15 protein-coding genes are annotated in these 16213 nt (G+C 35.6%); 12 read left to right on the top strand and 3 right to left on the bottom strand.

The window, feature by feature from the left end; all coding sequences use genetic code 11:
• Positions 1 to 222: 222 nt before the first annotated feature.
• Complete coding sequence (spo0A, locus tag D569_RS0106775; RefSeq protein ID WP_018931654.1) at positions 223 to 1008, top strand: sporulation transcription factor Spo0A; 786 nt, start codon at positions 223 to 225, stop codon at positions 1006 to 1008.
• A gap of 580 nt (positions 1009 to 1588) precedes the next feature.
• Here spo0A and D569_RS0106770 read toward each other — a convergent pair.
• The gene (locus tag D569_RS0106770; RefSeq protein ID WP_018931653.1) at positions 1589 to 2701 is read right to left on the bottom strand and encodes a mechanosensitive ion channel family protein; all 1113 of its coding nucleotides are present in this window, start codon (positions 2699 to 2701) and stop codon (positions 1589 to 1591) included.
• 126 nt (positions 2702 to 2827) lie between these two features.
• On the opposite strand from D569_RS0106770, the gene safA reads away from it, so the two are divergent.
• Entirely contained in the window at positions 2828 to 3427 is a 600-nt protein-coding gene (safA, locus tag D569_RS0106765; protein WP_018931652.1) for a SafA/ExsA family spore coat assembly protein, read from the top strand.
• Between the two features lie 197 nt (positions 3428 to 3624).
• Positions 3625 to 4971, top strand: a complete 1347-nt coding sequence (locus D569_RS0106760; RefSeq protein ID WP_018931651.1) for an aspartate kinase — start codon at positions 3625 to 3627, stop codon at positions 4969 to 4971.
• A gap of 15 nt (positions 4972 to 4986) precedes the next feature.
• On the opposite strand, the gene D569_RS0106755 is transcribed toward D569_RS0106760, so the two are convergent.
• The gene (locus D569_RS0106755) at positions 4987 to 5229 is read right to left on the bottom strand and encodes a DUF2627 family protein (protein WP_018931650.1); all 243 of its coding nucleotides are present in this window, start codon (positions 5227 to 5229) and stop codon (positions 4987 to 4989) included.
• A 235-nt stretch (positions 5230 to 5464) separates the two neighbouring features.
• Between D569_RS0106755 and D569_RS0106750 the strand changes: the two genes are divergently transcribed.
• From D569_RS0106750 to D569_RS0106715, 8 genes are all read left to right on the top strand, one after another.
• On the top strand, positions 5465 to 7078 hold the full coding sequence (locus tag D569_RS0106750; RefSeq protein WP_018931649.1) for a sigma-54-dependent Fis family transcriptional regulator: 1614 nt from the start codon (positions 5465 to 5467) through the stop codon (positions 7076 to 7078).
• On the top strand, positions 7075 to 8148 hold the full coding sequence (gene buk, locus D569_RS0106745; RefSeq protein WP_018931648.1) for a butyrate kinase: 1074 nt from the start codon (positions 7075 to 7077) through the stop codon (positions 8146 to 8148). The genes D569_RS0106750 and buk overlap by 4 nt, the downstream gene beginning before the upstream one ends.
• A gap of 17 nt (positions 8149 to 8165) precedes the next feature.
• Positions 8166 to 9590: a dihydrolipoyl dehydrogenase gene (gene lpdA, locus D569_RS0106740; protein ID WP_018931647.1), complete on the top strand. Its 1425-nt coding sequence runs from the start codon at positions 8166 to 8168 to the stop codon at positions 9588 to 9590.
• Positions 9583 to 10584, top strand: a complete 1002-nt coding sequence (locus tag D569_RS0106735; protein WP_018931646.1) for a thiamine pyrophosphate-dependent dehydrogenase E1 component subunit alpha — start codon at positions 9583 to 9585, stop codon at positions 10582 to 10584. The genes lpdA and D569_RS0106735 overlap by 8 nt, the downstream gene beginning before the upstream one ends.
• A complete protein-coding gene (locus tag D569_RS0106730) occupies positions 10584 to 11567 on the top strand; it encodes an alpha-ketoacid dehydrogenase subunit beta (RefSeq protein WP_018931645.1) in 984 nt (327 codons plus the stop codon). Before D569_RS0106735 ends, D569_RS0106730 begins: the two co-directional genes overlap by 1 nt.
• A gap of 12 nt (positions 11568 to 11579) precedes the next feature.
• Positions 11580 to 12848: a dihydrolipoamide acetyltransferase family protein gene (locus tag D569_RS0106725; protein ID WP_018931644.1), complete on the top strand. Its 1269-nt coding sequence runs from the start codon at positions 11580 to 11582 to the stop codon at positions 12846 to 12848.
• 230 nt (positions 12849 to 13078) lie between these two features.
• Positions 13079 to 13708, top strand: coding sequence for a hypothetical protein (locus tag D569_RS0106720; protein WP_018931643.1), 630 nt, complete (start codon positions 13079 to 13081; stop codon positions 13706 to 13708).
• 2 nt (positions 13709 to 13710) lie between these two features.
• Positions 13711 to 14349, top strand: a complete 639-nt coding sequence (locus D569_RS0106715) for a trimeric intracellular cation channel family protein (RefSeq protein ID WP_018931642.1) — start codon at positions 13711 to 13713, stop codon at positions 14347 to 14349.
• Here D569_RS0106715 and D569_RS0106710 read toward each other — a convergent pair.
• A complete protein-coding gene (locus D569_RS0106710) occupies positions 14346 to 15029 on the bottom strand; it encodes a TerC family protein (RefSeq protein ID WP_018931641.1) in 684 nt (227 codons plus the stop codon). The genes D569_RS0106715 and D569_RS0106710 overlap by 4 nt on opposite strands.
• Before the next feature lie 187 nt (positions 15030 to 15216).
• Between D569_RS0106710 and D569_RS0106705 the strand changes: the two genes are divergently transcribed.
• Entirely contained in the window at positions 15217 to 16200 is a 984-nt protein-coding gene (locus tag D569_RS0106705) for a BMP family ABC transporter substrate-binding protein (RefSeq protein ID WP_018931640.1), read from the top strand.
• Positions 16201 to 16213 lie beyond the last annotated feature (13 nt).

Here is a 16213-nt window from a genome sequence, read left to right as displayed (position 1 = left end):
TAATGATGGAAACGGGTTAACTTTTTTGAATGGGAATTATTTTTATAAAAAGTATTGATGAGTTGGAATAATTTTGCTATGCTAAAATAAAGATTTTTCGACAAACCTGATAGTTAAAAGAAAAATATTTTTTTTAAGAAGATAAGAAGGATTTTTCTTCCTTTTGTCGAATTTATTAGGTGGGATCAAAATTGTAGCATAGAATTGAAGGAGGAACTTTTTGTGGAAAAGACAAAGGTTATGTTAGTTGATGACAATCAAGAGCTTGTAGAATTAATGGATGAATACTTACTAGATCAGGATGATATCGAAGTAGTAGGTAAGGCATATAATGGTAAGGAATGTCTGGATAATCTAGAAGAACTAAATCCTGATGTTGTCGTGTTAGATATTATTATGCCCCATATAGATGGTTTAGCAGTTCTATCTAAACTAAAACAAAATAATAACACTAAACACATTAATGTTATTATGCTTACTGCGTTTGGTCAGGAAGAAGTAACGAAAAAAGCTGTTGGATTGGGTGCATCGTATTTTATCTTAAAACCATTCGATTTGGAGCATCTTGCAGAGCAAATAAGACAAGTTCATGGTATTCAAACTGCGGTACATAATGAGCAGAGATCTTCTGCTAACAGCAGTCAGAACAAAAAGTTCGATCTAGAAGCAAATATCACACACATTATTCACGAAATAGGTGTACCTGCGCATATTAAAGGATATATGTATTTACGTGAAGCAATTACGATGGTTTACAATGACATTGAATTATTAGGTTCGATAACGAAAGTGTTATATCCAGACATTGCATCCAAATTCAATACTACTGCTTCACGCGTGGAAAGAGCTATTCGCCATGCGATTGAAGTAGCATGGAGCAGAGGTAACATGGAATCCATTTCTTCATTATTCGGATATACGGTAAGTGTCTCAAAGGCGAAGCCGACCAATTCTGAATTTATTGCAATGGTTGCAGATCGATTGAGACTAGAGCATCGCGCAAGCTAATTTAACGAATAAATACCTTGTCACAAATTTAAAGTGACAATCCTTCTCATGAAATTCAAAAAAGTGCTATTAAATATATAACCAAATAAAAGTACCACCCGTTTCATTGTTAGGAACGGGTCGTACTTTATTTTAAATATTTAATTATGATCGGCAAAATATATAAACTGCGAAGTAACTTAGACATGGATTTGCTCTCTGCTACTCTGAATTTAGCTGAGTGCTACCATACGCTCCGGCAGAATACTACGCTATAGTTGTGCTCTGGTTATAGAAGGGATAGAACTCATGGAACTAAACTCTTTGATTTCTTGTCACTTAATCAGAATTGTATACTAAGCTGTAGAAAATGTGTCTTCCGAAACTACATATGGTGGAGAAATCGATTGGTTGATTTCTGATTAGTGTTGTGGAGCATAGCTTAACGAAGGCCGCTCACTTTCACTCCTGTGGATCTTCAGGGCAAACCCCACGGAAAGGGAAGTGGGCAGCCGGAGTGGTAATTATCATCACGATATATGTCAAAATTATCGCTTAGGTGACCGCACATCTAATTACCACATTACTTCGCAGTTTGTATCTAGTTAGTGTTTTGATCGCTGTTCTTACGGAAGCTCTTCATAAATTCGTGGCTTTCCTGATCTAAATAAAGCGAACGGGAAGGGAAAGCGACTGAAACATTTTGTTCTTCTAATATCTCCATAATTTTAAAATTTACTTCCTCTTTTATTTTTAAGTATTCTTCCCAAACAATTGTGTTTGTAAAGAAATAAAGCATAATATCTAAGCTGCTATCATTGTATTCGGAAAAACGTACAAAAATGGTTTCTGGATGAATATCTTCATTATTTTCTAAATAGGCTCTAATTTGCTTGATTACTTCTTCGAGCTGCTCTTTAGATGTACCATATTCTACACCTAAATTAAAGAAAATTCGTCTTTTTCCCATTTGACTCCAGTTCGTTATCGGTTCATTTGATAATGTGGCATTGGGAATAGTAATCACAGAATCAGCAAAAGTACGAATGATCGTACTACGAAAGCTAATATCCTCAACGACCCCTTCAATACTAGGTGACTGAATCCAATCACCAATAGAAAACGGTTTTTCTGTAATAATTACAACGCCACCAAATAAATTTTTGATTACTTCTTGTGCAGCTAATGCAAAGGCAAGACCACCTAGACCAAGCCCGGCAACAAAACCGCTTACCTCGTAATCAAATTCCTGAGCAATAATACTGAAACTAATGGCGATGATGATTACACGAACAGCTTTTGAAAGAAAAGGTATTAAAATTTGATCAATTTCAAAATTAAAACTGTCATTTATCTTCATAAAGAGTAGTGAAGAACTAGAGGATAGATTGTACAACCCCCAAGTTATCACGATAATAAAACTCACACTAATGACCTTACCGAATAACTCATTTTCTTGATTGATATAAGGAAAATAACCGATAGCAATATACACACCGATAATCATGATTAACATACGTAATGGCTTTTCGAATGCTGTTAAAACATAATTGAAAAAGTCGCTTTTTCCTTTTTTAGCTAACTTCAACAATAAGTAAAAGATATATTTAATAAAAAGTTTCCTTAGGATAAATGCAATTAATACGATTCCTATACTTATGGCGATATTAACATAATCATCATAAGTAATGCTTTCCCAAAATCTCCAATTCAAGTCTAACCCTCCACCCTTTTCAACCTATTGATACTTTATCATGATCGCTTTGTTATTTCCAATTATTTAAGCGAATATTAACAGCTGTATGGGGAAATATAGAAAAAAATTCAAGGAGCTGTAGGTATGAAAAAAATAATAGGGATAATATTTACTTTATGTATGATTCTGTTTCCGGTACAATCAATCTTTGCCGCAACTCATATCGTCCAGCCTGGCGAAAGTCTTTGGAAAATTTCAAAAAAGCATCAAATTGGTTTATCTGAAATCATAGAAGCCAATCAACAAATTGAAAATCCTGATCTAATCTATCCTAACCAGAAAGTAACCATCCCAACCAAGGATGAAATAAAATCGATTGAGCATCAAGTTATTCAATATACCAATCAAGAGAGAGCAAAATACGGATTATCTCCACTAAGGCCTGACTGGCAATTGTCACGGGTTGCCCGTTATAAATCACAGGATATGCAGCAAAATAATTATTTCAGTCATCAAAGTCCAACATATGGATCTCCTTTTAATATGATGAATGATTTTAATATTAACTATCGATCGGCTGCAGAAAATATCGCTCAAGGACAGGAAACCCCTTATCAAGTCGTACAGGCTTGGATGAATTCAAGTGGCCATCGAGCAAATATTTTAAATGGTGAATATACACATGTAGGTGTAGGATATGTAAAATCAGGGAATTATTGGACACAAATGTTTATTGCAAAATAAGAAGACCTACCTAATACTAATCTCTGTTTATATGATTTGATTTAAACCAAAATTTTAAGATGTCATTCATCTTATTCACATAAGCGGTTAAATACTCCAATATTTTTGCGTTTAGACACTACTTTTGTTTAACAATTCTGATAAAAGTGTGATAATATTTTTATTGGCATAAAAATAATTATTGGAGAGGTTAAAACATGAAAGTAGCTAAATTTGGAGGAAGTTCAGTAGCTAATGCTGAGCAATTACAGAAAGTAGCAAATATTATTCAAGATGATAAAGAACGTAAAGTAATTGTCGTATCCGCACCTGGAAAAAGATTTTCTGATGACATCAAAGTAACGGACCTGCTTATTGAATTAGGTGAAGCATACTTTAACAAGCAAGATTACCAAGGAAAGTTACAAATTGTATTAGATCGCTTTCACGAAATTACGAAAGAACTCAACATAACAGATAAAATTATCCAAGAGATAAGAGATGGCGTAGAAGGGATACTTGCTTCTGATGATAGTGACGCACTAAAAATGGATGCGCTAAAAGCTACAGGGGAAGATTCATTAGCAAAAGTTTTAAGCGCTTATCTGCAATCGTTAGGACTTAAAGCAACGTATTTAAACCCAGGAGAAGCTGGTATATTGGTAAGCGACAATCCTGGTAGTGCGCAAATTTTAGATGAGAGTTATAATCAGCTTTATAAATTAAGAGAACGCGATGAGATAGTAGTTATTCCAGGCTTCTTTGGTTACACAAAAGATGGTAAATTAATTACATTTTCCCGTGGTGGATCAGATATTACAGGTTCAATTGTAGCGGCAGGTGTAAAAGCTGATCTCTATGAAAACTTTACAGATGTGGATTCTGTGTATTGTGTAAATCCAACGATAGTCGAGAATCCAAAAGAAATTACTTCTTTAACATACAAAGAAATGCGTGAATTATCTTATGCAGGCTTCTCTGTTTTCCATGATGAGGCACTAATTCCAGCCTTTAAAGCAGATATTCCAGTTTGTATTAAAAATACGAACAACCCTCAAGGAATGGGGACGATTATTGTATCGAAAAAGGAACCGCAGCCAAATCCTGTGGTAGGAATTGCTAGTGATACTGGATTTATTAGCATTTATGTAAGTAAATATTTAATGAATAGGGAATTAGGTTTTGGTCGAAAACTATTAACGATTTTAGAAGATGAAGATATCTCTTTCGAACATACTCCTTCTGGAATTGACGATCTTTCGGTCATAATCCGTGAATCAAGCCTTACAAAAGAAAAAGAAGAACGTGTAATTGCTCGAATTAAAGACGAGCTTGATCCAGATACTGTAAGTGTGGATCGAGACTTAGCTTTAATTATGGTTGTTGGCGAAGGGATGGATAGTACAGTAGGCTTAGCTGATAAAGCAACCCATGCCTTTACTAAAGCAAATGTCAATATTGAGATGATGAACCAAGGCTCATCAGAAGTCTCTATGATGTTTGGGATAAAAGCTGATAAAGTAAATGAATCAGTTAAAGCATTGTATAACACTTTCTTTGAATAAAAAAACAGGTATTCCTCATTGGGAATACCTGTTTTTTTTTCCACCTTTTATTAAATGTCGTTTGCGATCTCTGTGAAGGATAAATCCGCCGATAAAATATAAGCCTCCCGCGAAAAGTCCTAGTCCCACAATGAACTGAACAATAATGTGCATAAATATATCAGTAAGCTCACCGAAAAATGCATCTCTCATTAATTTAATACCATAAGTTGCTAATATAGCAGGTAAGGCTAATAGCAATAACGCTATAATTCTCACAATACTTCCTCCTACCACGCGTTGGTAATATATGGATTACGCGCAAACCGTCCGTAAGCCACAGTATTTTCATATGCTATGTGGGAGATAATATAATGGACGATAAGTTTCGCTATCCATCAGCATAGTAATGCTGATAAATTCTTATTTTATTATAGCAAAAAACGACAATAAAAGAAATTATCTATTCTTGCAAAAAATTGCAAGAAGTTTTATCATAAGAGTATGAAAAATAATGCAAGGTGTGATGAAAATAACTGCAAACATATTGGATAGATATGACCATTTATTTCATAACTTACCAGTTGGCTTATTATTGGTAGATAAAAACGATAAAATAAATTATCTAAACAAGATAGCTCTAGATATTTTTGATTTGGATGGGGATATAAGCACTGTTTCAATTAATGGATTACTTGAAAATGCTTCTACAACTGACGTTAAACAAATGCATGATCCTATAGAAAAACGCGATATCACCAAAAGAAATCGAAAGCAAGTCGTAACGCTATATAGCCCTTACTTAAGTGAGCAAGGAGAATTGCTAGGGGTCGTCATTCTGGTCGAGCCTTTATCTTTATTCCATGAGCGTGTCAGTCAATTAACGAATATCGATTTAGTTCAAGGAGTCTTGCAGGAATTACGCAATAGTCATGCAAAATTTCGTGTAGTACTTGTAGATCATAGTGAATGGTTAAGTAGTGAGGATTGGTGGGATGAATTACACGCAATCAGTAGACATGCTGACAAGTGGGTCCATAAATTAGCCGAAATAGCGATGGAATCTAGACGAGAAATCAAGGAGACTTTTGAAGATAATAAGGTTATGTCTAATCATATTGAGATCATAAGTAAGCCAATTCAAAAATATGGGAAGTTAATCGGTTGTGTGCAGTTTTTAAATGCAGATAAGTTAAATAAAAGTGAACAAGAACTTCAATTCGCCAAAAAAATCATCAGAACATTAGAAAAGACTTACCAAATAGACGATATCATTGGGGAGTCGCCAGCAATCAATATTGCACGCGAACATGCTAAGTTGTATGCAAAGATGGAAACCCCTCTACTCATTCGTGGGGAAATGGGAACAGGAAAATATATGCTGGCAAGAGTCATCCATACTCTAAGCGATAGGTATTCACATCCTTTTATAAGATGTAACTTTTCTGCATTAGCAAATTCGAACAATATGAGCATGGAGTTGGAACATGTATTGCGATCCGGAAGAAATGGAACAGTATATTTTTATATGGATGAAATAATTGAAAAAGAAAAACAAGGACAATTACTGAGCTTTGTAGATAATATAGAAGAATTGCGAGTGATTTTTGGATGTTCACAGGGTCTACTGTCCGAACATTGGAAAGATTCTTTTTACAATATGATTCAACGTTACCAAATTACGTTACCAGCTTTAAGAGAAAGGCAAGAAGATATCTCATTGTTAGTAGGTACACTTTTAGCTAAACTTAACCGACGGTATCATACAAATATATCAAAAATAGACAAGGAAGTTATTGAATATTGGAAAAAGTGTGAATGGCCTGGTAATATTGCTCAGCTAGAAAGAACGCTTGAAAATCTCGTGCTAGAAGCTGATGCTTTTACCCATGTGATTACAAAAGAGCAGTTAGAAAAAGATGACTCAAAAGAAACCCGTCATTTACATAGAGCTAGCTCTCATATGCCGTTACAGACTGCGATCGATCAGTTTGAAAAAGATTATATTATGTTAGCTTTACAACAACATGATTTTAATAAAACGAAAACAGCCAAATCCTTAGGTATTTCTGTTCGTAATTTATATTATAAGATGGATAAATATAAGATTGATCGAGGTGCTCCATGACGAAAAAGATTTATCGTATTTTAGTTATCAATCCATTGGTGGAAAGTACGAGAATAGCACTGTTTGAGAATGACGAATGCTTATATGAACAGCTGGTCGTTTTAACAGATGTATGTGTAGCGAAAGGCATAATCGCGCAACGAGATGAAAGAAAGCGAAATATTATGGATAGCATCCAATCCATTGGTATCGATATTTCTACAATTGATGCTGTCTGTGGAAGCGGTGGGCTACTACGTCCGATTGAAGGTGGTACCTATCAGGTAAATGAGCAAATGGTAAAAGATTTAAATGATAGTATTAATGGTACCCACGTCTCTAATTTAGGTGCATTATTAGCTTTTGACATAGCAAACGAATGGAATGTCAATGCTTATATTGTCGATCCTGTCGTAGTAGACGAGATGCTGGATATAGCAAAAAAGACAGGCATACCTTCGATTGAACGGAAAAGTATTTTTCATGCATTGAATCAGAAATCTGTAGGAAGATCGCTTGCCAGTCAACTTCATGCAACATATGAAGATCTTTGTTTAGTGATTGCCCATATGGGTGGTGGCATAACAGTTGGTGTTCATCAGTACGGACAGGTAATTGATGTTAATAATGGTTTTGATGGAGACGGTCCATTTTCATTTGAGCGTGCAGGTTCGATTCCGAATAAAGATTTGATACAATTAAGTTTTGATTCAGGTATGTCGAAGGAAGCATTACAACATCAGTTAATTAACAAGAGTGGAATCAAAGCTTATTTAGATATTGAAAGAAGCGCTGATTTAAAAATATTGTTGAGATCACAACCCGAGAAAGTGAAGGAAGTATTTGATATTTTAGCCTACCAGGTAGCAAAAGAGATAGGAAAGATGAGTACGGTTGTATCTGGAAATGTCAATGCAATTGCTCTAACAGGTGATCTGGCTGGATACGATTATCTGAATCAAAAAATTATCGAGCAAGTAAGTTGGATTGCTGACACCTATGTATTTCCTGGAGAAAATGTGATGTTAGCTCTTGCGCGAGGTACGTTAAGAGTTTTACAAGGAATAGAGAAAGTAAAGCAATACAATTAAAGGAAGGAATGGCTTACATGGCATTAAATTATGATCTTGTTATTCTTGGTGGGGGCACAGGCGGCTATGTTACGGCAATTCGTGCTGCTCAATTAGGTTTAACAACAGCAATTGTTGAAAAGGAAAAACTTGGTGGAACCTGTTTACACAAAGGATGTATTCCTACGAAAGCTTTACTGAAGAGTGCTTCCGTTTACCAACAAGTAACAAACGCAGCTGATTTTGGTGTGGAAACAACAGCCCCAACATTTAATATGAACCAAGCAATGGCAAGGAAGGAAAAGGTAATCAACTCTTTACATCAAGGTGTCGAACATTTAATCCGCACCAATAAAGTCGATGTCTATGAGGGGGTTGGTCGTATATTAGGTCCATCTATCTTTTCGCCAATTGCTGGATCAATCTCAGTCGAATATGAAGACGAAAGAGAAAATGATATATTAGTATCTAAAAACGTAATTATTGCAACTGGCTCATCACCAAGTATACTGCCTAATATGGAAATCGATCATAGAAATATCGTTACTTCAGATGACTTAGTAGAAATGACTGACTTACCAAAATCGATCATCATTGTAGGTGGCGGAGTAATTGGGATGGAATGGGCTTCTTTCCTACATGATGTTGGTGTAGAAGTAACAATTGTGGAAGCACAAGACCAAATACTTTCGACATTTGATCATGATATAGTGAAACAATTGAAGCGAGTATTAACAAAGAAAGGAATTACCATTCTTGAACAAGCCAAAATAGACCCTAGCTCTATTGAGAAAGGGGCTGAAATACAAGTAAAATATCAACAACAGCATGAAATACATAATATTTCAGCCGAAAAATTGCTGATTGCAGTAGGAAGACAAGCAAATACTAAAGAAATTGGAATAGAAAACACAGATATACAACTTGATCCAAAAGGGTTCATTGTGGTGAATGAACATTTTCAAACTAAAGAGAGCCACATTTATGCGATAGGTGATGTGAATGGTGGACAACAACTTGCACATGTTGCGACTTATGAAGGAAAGAAAGCTGTAGAACATATCGCAGGAATTAGTAGCAGTTCCATAACGCAACAGGAAATTCCGTCATGTATCTATGGAAGTCCAGAAATAGCAATGGTTGGTTATACAGAACAACAAGTAAAACAAAAAGAATATGACTATCGTGTGGAGAAAGTATCGCTTCAGGCGATTGGAAAAGCGCATGTAAATGGTCATACAGAGGGTTTTACCAAAATAATTATAGATAAACAAACAAATGATATTTTAGGAATTCATATGATAGGTGACCAAGTAACAGAATTAATTGGACAAGCAAGTACTGCAAAATATTTCGATGGTTCGGCTTTAGAATTATCTGAAGTAGTCTATCCACATCCATCTTTAAGTGAAATTATTGGAGAGGCTGCATTAGCAGCCGAGGGGAGGAAAATTCATGGTTAATCAAACTTATTCATTAGAAAACGATAAAGATACGTTACTAGCAATGTATCGTGAGATGTTATTAGCAAGAAGAATTGACGAAAGAATGTGGTTATTAAATCGTTCGGGAAGTATTCCATTTGTTGTATCCTGTCAAGGACAAGAAGTAATGCAGATTGCAGCTTCTTTTGCCTTGAACAAAGAGCGAGACTACGTATTGCCATACTATCGTGATCTAGGTGTTGTCATTCATTTCGGTATGACTACAAGAGAAATATTTTTACAGGCATATGCCAAAGGCGAAGACCCAAACTCTGGCGGTCGACAAATGCCAAGTCACTTTAGTCAGAAGCAGAATCGTATTGTTACAGGATCTTCCCCTGTAACGACTCAAGTACCACATGCTGCAGGTTTTGCCCTAGCTGCAAAAATGGAAAAGAATCCTGCTGTATCGTTTGTCACTTTAGGGGAAGGCTCTTCGAATCAAGGTGATTTTCATGAAGGGTTGAATTTCGCTGGTGTTCACAAATTACCTGTTATTTTTATGGTAGAAAATAACAAGTATGCCATTAGTGTCCCTTTAAATAAACAAGTAGCATGTGAAAATATTTCGGATCGAGCAATTGGTTATGGGATAAAAGGAATTAAAGTCGATGGAAACGAAGCGATCGAAGTATATGAAGCAGTTAAACAAGCACATCAGCGAGCTTTAAATGGAGAAGGGGCAACGTTGATTGAAGCTGTTTCCTATCGATTAACACCTCATTCAAGTGATGATGACGACATGACTTATCGAACGAAAGATGAGGTAACGAACGAAAAATCAAAAGATGGTATAGTACGTTTCCAAAACTTCTTGTTTGAAAAGGGATATCTTACGGAAACAATAAATGACGATTTAGAAGCGGAAATTAAAAAAGAAATAAATGATGCGACAGAATATGCTGAGAACGCACCATATGCAGATGCTTCTACAATTAATAATTATGTCTATGGTGAAAAGGGGGATCACTAATGGCTGTTATGACGTATATCCAGGCAGTTAACCAAGCATTGAAAGAAGAAATGGAACAAAACGAGAAAGTATTTGTTCTTGGTGAAGATGTGGGAAAAAGAGGTGGTGTTTTCCTAGCAACAGCAGGTTTATATGATCAATTTGGAGAGGAACGAGTGATAGACACACCTCTAGCTGAATCTGCGATCGCAGGCGTTGGAATTGGAGCAGCAATGTATGGCATGCGTCCTGTTGCAGAAATGCAATTTGCTGATTTTATTATGCCTGCAGTTAACCAAATTATTTCTGAAGCTGCGCGGATTCGATATCGGTCTAACAATGATTGGAATTGCCCGATAACAATAAGAGCACCCTATGGTGGAGGAGTACACGGAGCACTTTATCACTCACAATCAATTGAAGCTATTTTTGCAAATCAACCAGGGTTGAAAATTGTAATGCCATCGTCTCCTTATGATGTAAAGGGATTACTAAAAGCCGCTATTAGAGATGATGACCCAGTGCTATTCCTAGAACATAAAAGAGCTTATCGTCTTTTGAAGGAAGAGGTGCCAGAAGAAGAATATACCGTTCCGATCGGTAAAGCAAACACCGTTCGAAAAGGCGATGATGTAACAGTGATCACGTATGGATTATGTGTACATTTCGCTAAACAAGCAGCAGAAAAACTGGAGCAAGAAGGCATTAATACCGAGATTGTTGATTTACGAACGGTCTATCCACTAGATCAGCAAGCGATTATTAACGCTGCTTCTAAAACAGGAAAAGTGTTATTAGTCACTGAAGATAATAAAGAAGGCAGTATAATAGGAGAGGTGTCTGCCATCATAAGTGAACATTGCTTGTTTGATTTGGATGCACCGATTCGCAGATTAGCGGGGCCAGAAGTACCCGCAATGCCATATGCACCACCGTTAGAGAAAGAATTTATGGTAAGTCCAGAAAAAATTGAACAAGCTATTCGTGATTTAGCGGAATTTTAAGAAGGAGTGAGAATGTTGACGGTGCTACGAATTAATATGCCTCAACTTGGTGAGAGTGTAACAGAAGGAACGGTCAGTAACTGGCTTGTCCAGGTAGGGGATTACGTCGAGAAATATGATGCAATTGCAGAAGTAATGACAGATAAAGTGAATGCAGAGGTTCCTTCATCTTATTCTGGTGTTATTAAAGAATTGATTGCTGAAGAAGGAGAAACAATTGAAGTCGGTCAATTGATGTGCTACATCGAGGCAGAAGGTGAAGAGAATGAGCAAACATCCTCAGCTCCTGCACCAGAATCAAATGATGAAGCGTCGGTAGAACAAAATATGAAAACCCGTTATTCTCCAGTAGTCATGCGGCTAGCAGGAGAGCATCAAATAGACTTAAGTACGGTAACAGGTTCAGGTAAAGGTGGCCGCATAACGAGAAAAGATATTGAAAAAGTTATTGATAGTGGGCAAACATCGACAGTAGATAATACTGAACCAATGTCAACGCAAGAAGAGAGTACAGCGGAGCAGGAAGACCTCGAGGAATTTACGCCACCTATCATTCGACGTAAAACTGTCCAAGCGAAACCTGGTGATCGTGAAATACCGGTGACAGGTCTAAGAAGAACGATTGCTCAAAATATGGTACGGTCGAAAACTGAAATACCACATGCATGGATGATGATTGAAGTGGACGTTACCAATCTGGTTGCATATCGAAATGCTGAGAAAGATAAATTTAAGGAAAATGAAGGATATAACTTATCTTATTTTGCCTTTTTCTTAAATGCTGTGGCAAAAGCCTTGAAGAAATTCCCTGAATTAAATAGTTGCTGGGCAGGAGATAAAATCATTCAGCGTAATGAAATTAATCTATCGATTGCAGTAGCTCATGGACATGAATTATATGTCCCTGTAATTAAAAACGTAGATGAAAAGAGTATTAAAGGTATTGCCAAAGAAATTGCTCAGCTCTCTAATAAAGCAAGAACAGGGACGCTAACGAAAGACGATATGGAAGATGGGACATTCACAGTGAACAATACGGGGTCATTCGGTTCTGTAGAATCTATGGGTGTTATCAACTATCCACAGTCAGCAATTCTACAAGTAGAATCCATAGTAAAACGACCGGTTATAATCGATGATATGTTCGCTGCTCGTGATATGGTAAACCTTTGTTTATCATTAGATCATCGTGTGTTAGATGGTGTAATCTGTGGAGCGTTTATGTCACACGTTAAAGCAATTTTAGAGAATATTTCAAGTGAGACAACACCAATTTATTGAAAATGGTAAAAAACAGTTTCAATTTAAGTCTGAAAACAGTATACTAAATAAAGTAAGGGAAACCTGTGATCGTTGTTGAGGTTTCCCTTTAGTTTGTTTGACGAAATATCTAAAATAATTCTGACAGAGAAAATTAGTGGTGCCAGTGATTCTTTGGGCATATCAGTCCACTTGTCTAGTATTACTAGAGCATTAGGCCAGCTTTTTCTTTTAGAATAATGGTGATAATAATGCAGCAAAAAGCTAGAATGATATATGACATGGCCATGATTCTGTTAGTTATGGTCACTATATTGACACTATGGGTTGAACATACGGTAAATTCAACCATTAATTTGATTGTATGGATCGTATTTTTAATTGATTATATCATTCGAATCATATTAGCAGATAATAAATGGCAATTCATTAAAAAAAATCCTTTTCTATTACTTGCAGTGATTCCATTTGATCAATTCTTTCAAGTAGCAAGAATTGTCCGATTGTTCTATCTGTTTCGAATCAAAACGATCACGAAATATTATGTTACACCTTATATAAAACAATTAACCTATACTAAAAAAATGCTACTGTTATTGTCACTACCGGCATTGTTACTAATTGAAACGATTATGATCTGGAAAATGGGGAACAGATTAGAATTTTGGCATGAAGCATTTTTCGTCGTATTCCAGCATTTGTTTATATTTGCGAATAGTTTAGAAAGCATTAACCATTTTCCTAGTATTTTGCTATTAACGATAACCTCGATATTCGGTGTTATTATTCAAGGATTAGTGTTACAATGGTTATTTGATAAGCTAGAAGATATTTGGCATAAAAGGAAACAGATATTTTCATCTACGAAAAGTGGGGGATAGTCATGTTTTTAATTGAAGCATTTGTTTATATTGGAACAATAGCATTTGCTATTTCTGGGTCTTTAATTGCAATTAAAAAAAATTTAGATATATTTGGTGTCATTTTATTAGGGCTAACTACAGCACTAGCTGGTGGTGTGATTAGGGACTTGATGATCGGTAATATACCACCAACTAATCTAGCAGACCCGCAATACTTTTTAGTTAGTTTACTAGCAAGCTTGGCAACCATACTATTTTATGACAAAATCGACAAATTTGAACATGGGATCACGTTCTCGGATGCGATTGGATTAGGCGTTTTTACCGCTGTTGGTGCCAATGCTGCCATAAGTCTCGACTACTCTCAGCCATTCCTTATTGTAGCAATGGGATTAGTAACAGGAATTGGCGGTGGTGTTTTACGAGATGTATTTGTTCGAGAAATTCCATTCGTATTTCGCAAAGAAATATACGGGATTGCTTCGATTGCAGGTTCTATTGCATTAATCAGCACATATGAATTGCTGTCACCAACGATTAGCTTATATATATGTCTAACGGTGACTTTAACAATTCGTATGCTAGCGGTCAAGTGTAAATGGAATGTCCCAGTTGTTCATAAAAAAGCAGCAGTTAAGAAAGGAACGGTCAATTATTAAGAATTTTGCTCAGTTTGTTTATTGGTAATATAGCCGGAAATGATGACACCGATTGTGACGATAACACTTAATAAAACAGTAATCAGTCCAGATTCCAGTTGGAAAAACTGATAAACAAATGGTTCATGTACTAGCATATCCACACCAGTGTAAACTAGTATAGCTGATCCGATATACATGAGATATGGGTAACGTTTTAGAAGATGAACAATAAATTTAGCTCCAAATATCATTAACGGAATACTCACGATAACACCTAATGCCAGTAATGTAACACTACCTTTGGAAGCACCTGCGATTGCTACAACATTATCTAAGCTCATGATGACATCCGCAAGAATAATGGTCATTACAGCTTTGTATAAAGAGTGATGTGACGTAATTTCTTGTGCTTCCTCCTCTTTTATTAAAATCTTGTAACCGATCCAAATTAATAAAATACCACCTATAAGGTAAATTAGCGGGAATTTCAGCAGATAAATAATTCCAGTCGCAAAGATTATTCTAAGGATAATAGCTCCAGCAACCCCAATTAAAATAGCTTTGTTTTGATTTTTTTTATGGAGATTTTTTGTTGCCATCGCGATAACTAAAGCATTATCTCCAGATAATACTATATCAATTGAGATTATTTGTAATAAACTGATCCAATCTATTCCTGCAAACAATGATATATTCAATGCATTACTCTCCTCCCTTATAGCTACTAAATCCTGTATCGTTTAACTATATGCTCGTCTACTTTGTCGATATGACTATTATTTACGGAAGAAAAATGTCGAAAATAAATGAAAATTGTAAAAGTGTGTTCAAATCTTGTCTTTTTATGTATAATGGACTTGTTACTATGAATAAGGATGAGGGCAAATGGAAGCAAAAAAACAGGTAAAATACATATTAGCAATTACATTGATTGTCGTATCGATCTTTGTTATTTTTTTAGTGTTCAAATCTAATCAGATAATGAATAATATGAATGCTTCTGAATCAGCTCCTACTAAAGTATTAATCTTAACGACTGACCGATTAAATGATCAAAGCTGGGGAAGTTTAGCTTATAAAGGAAAAATCCTTATAGAAGAAGAGTATAATGTAACTGCTGAAGTACTTGGAGAAGTCAATGCAGAAAGAGATACCTCTTCCCTTGTAGAACGGTATGTTGACGAAGGTTATGAGTTAGTTATTGGTCATGGAAGAGAATTCTCTGAACCTTTTTACCGAATAATTAATCAGTATAAAAATGTTCAATTTGTGACATTACATGGTGATAATATAGCGAAAAACCTGGCTGTTTACACATTTAATCAAAATGAAATAGAAGTGATTGCAGGTATGGCTGCTGGTTTAAAAACAAAGTCGAATAAAATTGGTTTAATAGATGCTGTTGAAAACAGTCATAAGGACTGGGGATTTCCCAAAGGAATTGAATTAATTGATGATTCAATAGAATTGTTGTACAAAGTAGTCCCTGAAAGAACAAGTAAATCAGCAGCAAAATTAGTTGCCGCGGAATTAATTGATCAAGGTGTAGATGTCATCTATACGAAAGGGAACAGCTACAATCAAGAAGTTATTAATTATGCAAAAGAGCAAGGTATATATACAATAGGTTACTTAGAAGATCAATCTTATATGGCTGAAAACAAGGTTCTTACTAGTGTTCTAAATAACGTGCCTATGGCTTATAATGCCATTTTGGAAGATTTTCTAAGTGAAGAAGGAATTAAGTTTGAAAAGAAATACTTGGATGATAATGATGGAGTTTACGGTATTGCACCTTTTGGTCCGATGTTTTCAGAAGATGAAATTGAATTAATCGAAGAAGCAACAGATCATAAAATACCGCGATAATTTTAGCTAATGA

The organism is Gracilibacillus lacisalsi DSM 19029 (assembly GCF_000377765.1).
GTDB classification, from domain to species: Bacteria; Bacillota; Bacilli; order Bacillales; family Amphibacillaceae; genus Gracilibacillus; species Gracilibacillus lacisalsi.
Note: the sequence above shows the minus strand (reverse complement) of the source record. Positions and strands in the feature narration are given on the sequence as shown.

Bases quoted from the DNA above. Each gene is read 5' to 3' on its own strand.
- D569_RS0106705 (WP_018931640.1), top strand. From the start codon at position 15,217: ATGGAAGCAAAAAAACAGGTAAAATACATATTAGCAATTACATTGATT.
- D569_RS0106725 (WP_018931644.1), top strand. From the start codon at position 11,580: ATGTTGACGGTGCTACGAATTAATATGCCTCAACTTGGTGAGAGTGTA.
- D569_RS0106750 (WP_018931649.1), top strand. From the start codon at position 5,465: ATGCAAGGTGTGATGAAAATAACTGCAAACATATTGGATAGATATGAC.
- D569_RS0106760 (WP_018931651.1), top strand. From the start codon at position 3,625: ATGAAAGTAGCTAAATTTGGAGGAAGTTCAGTAGCTAATGCTGAGCAA.
- D569_RS0106730 (WP_018931645.1), top strand. From the start codon at position 10,584: ATGGCTGTTATGACGTATATCCAGGCAGTTAACCAAGCATTGAAAGAA.
- D569_RS0106715 (WP_018931642.1), top strand. From the start codon at position 13,711: ATGTTTTTAATTGAAGCATTTGTTTATATTGGAACAATAGCATTTGCT.
- lpdA (WP_018931647.1), top strand. From the start codon at position 8,166: ATGGCATTAAATTATGATCTTGTTATTCTTGGTGGGGGCACAGGCGGC.
- D569_RS0106735 (WP_018931646.1), top strand. From the start codon at position 9,583: ATGGTTAATCAAACTTATTCATTAGAAAACGATAAAGATACGTTACTA.
- D569_RS0106720 (WP_018931643.1), top strand. From the start codon at position 13,079: ATGCAGCAAAAAGCTAGAATGATATATGACATGGCCATGATTCTGTTA.
- buk (WP_018931648.1), top strand. From the start codon at position 7,075: ATGACGAAAAAGATTTATCGTATTTTAGTTATCAATCCATTGGTGGAA.
- safA (WP_018931652.1), top strand. From the start codon at position 2,828: ATGAAAAAAATAATAGGGATAATATTTACTTTATGTATGATTCTGTTT.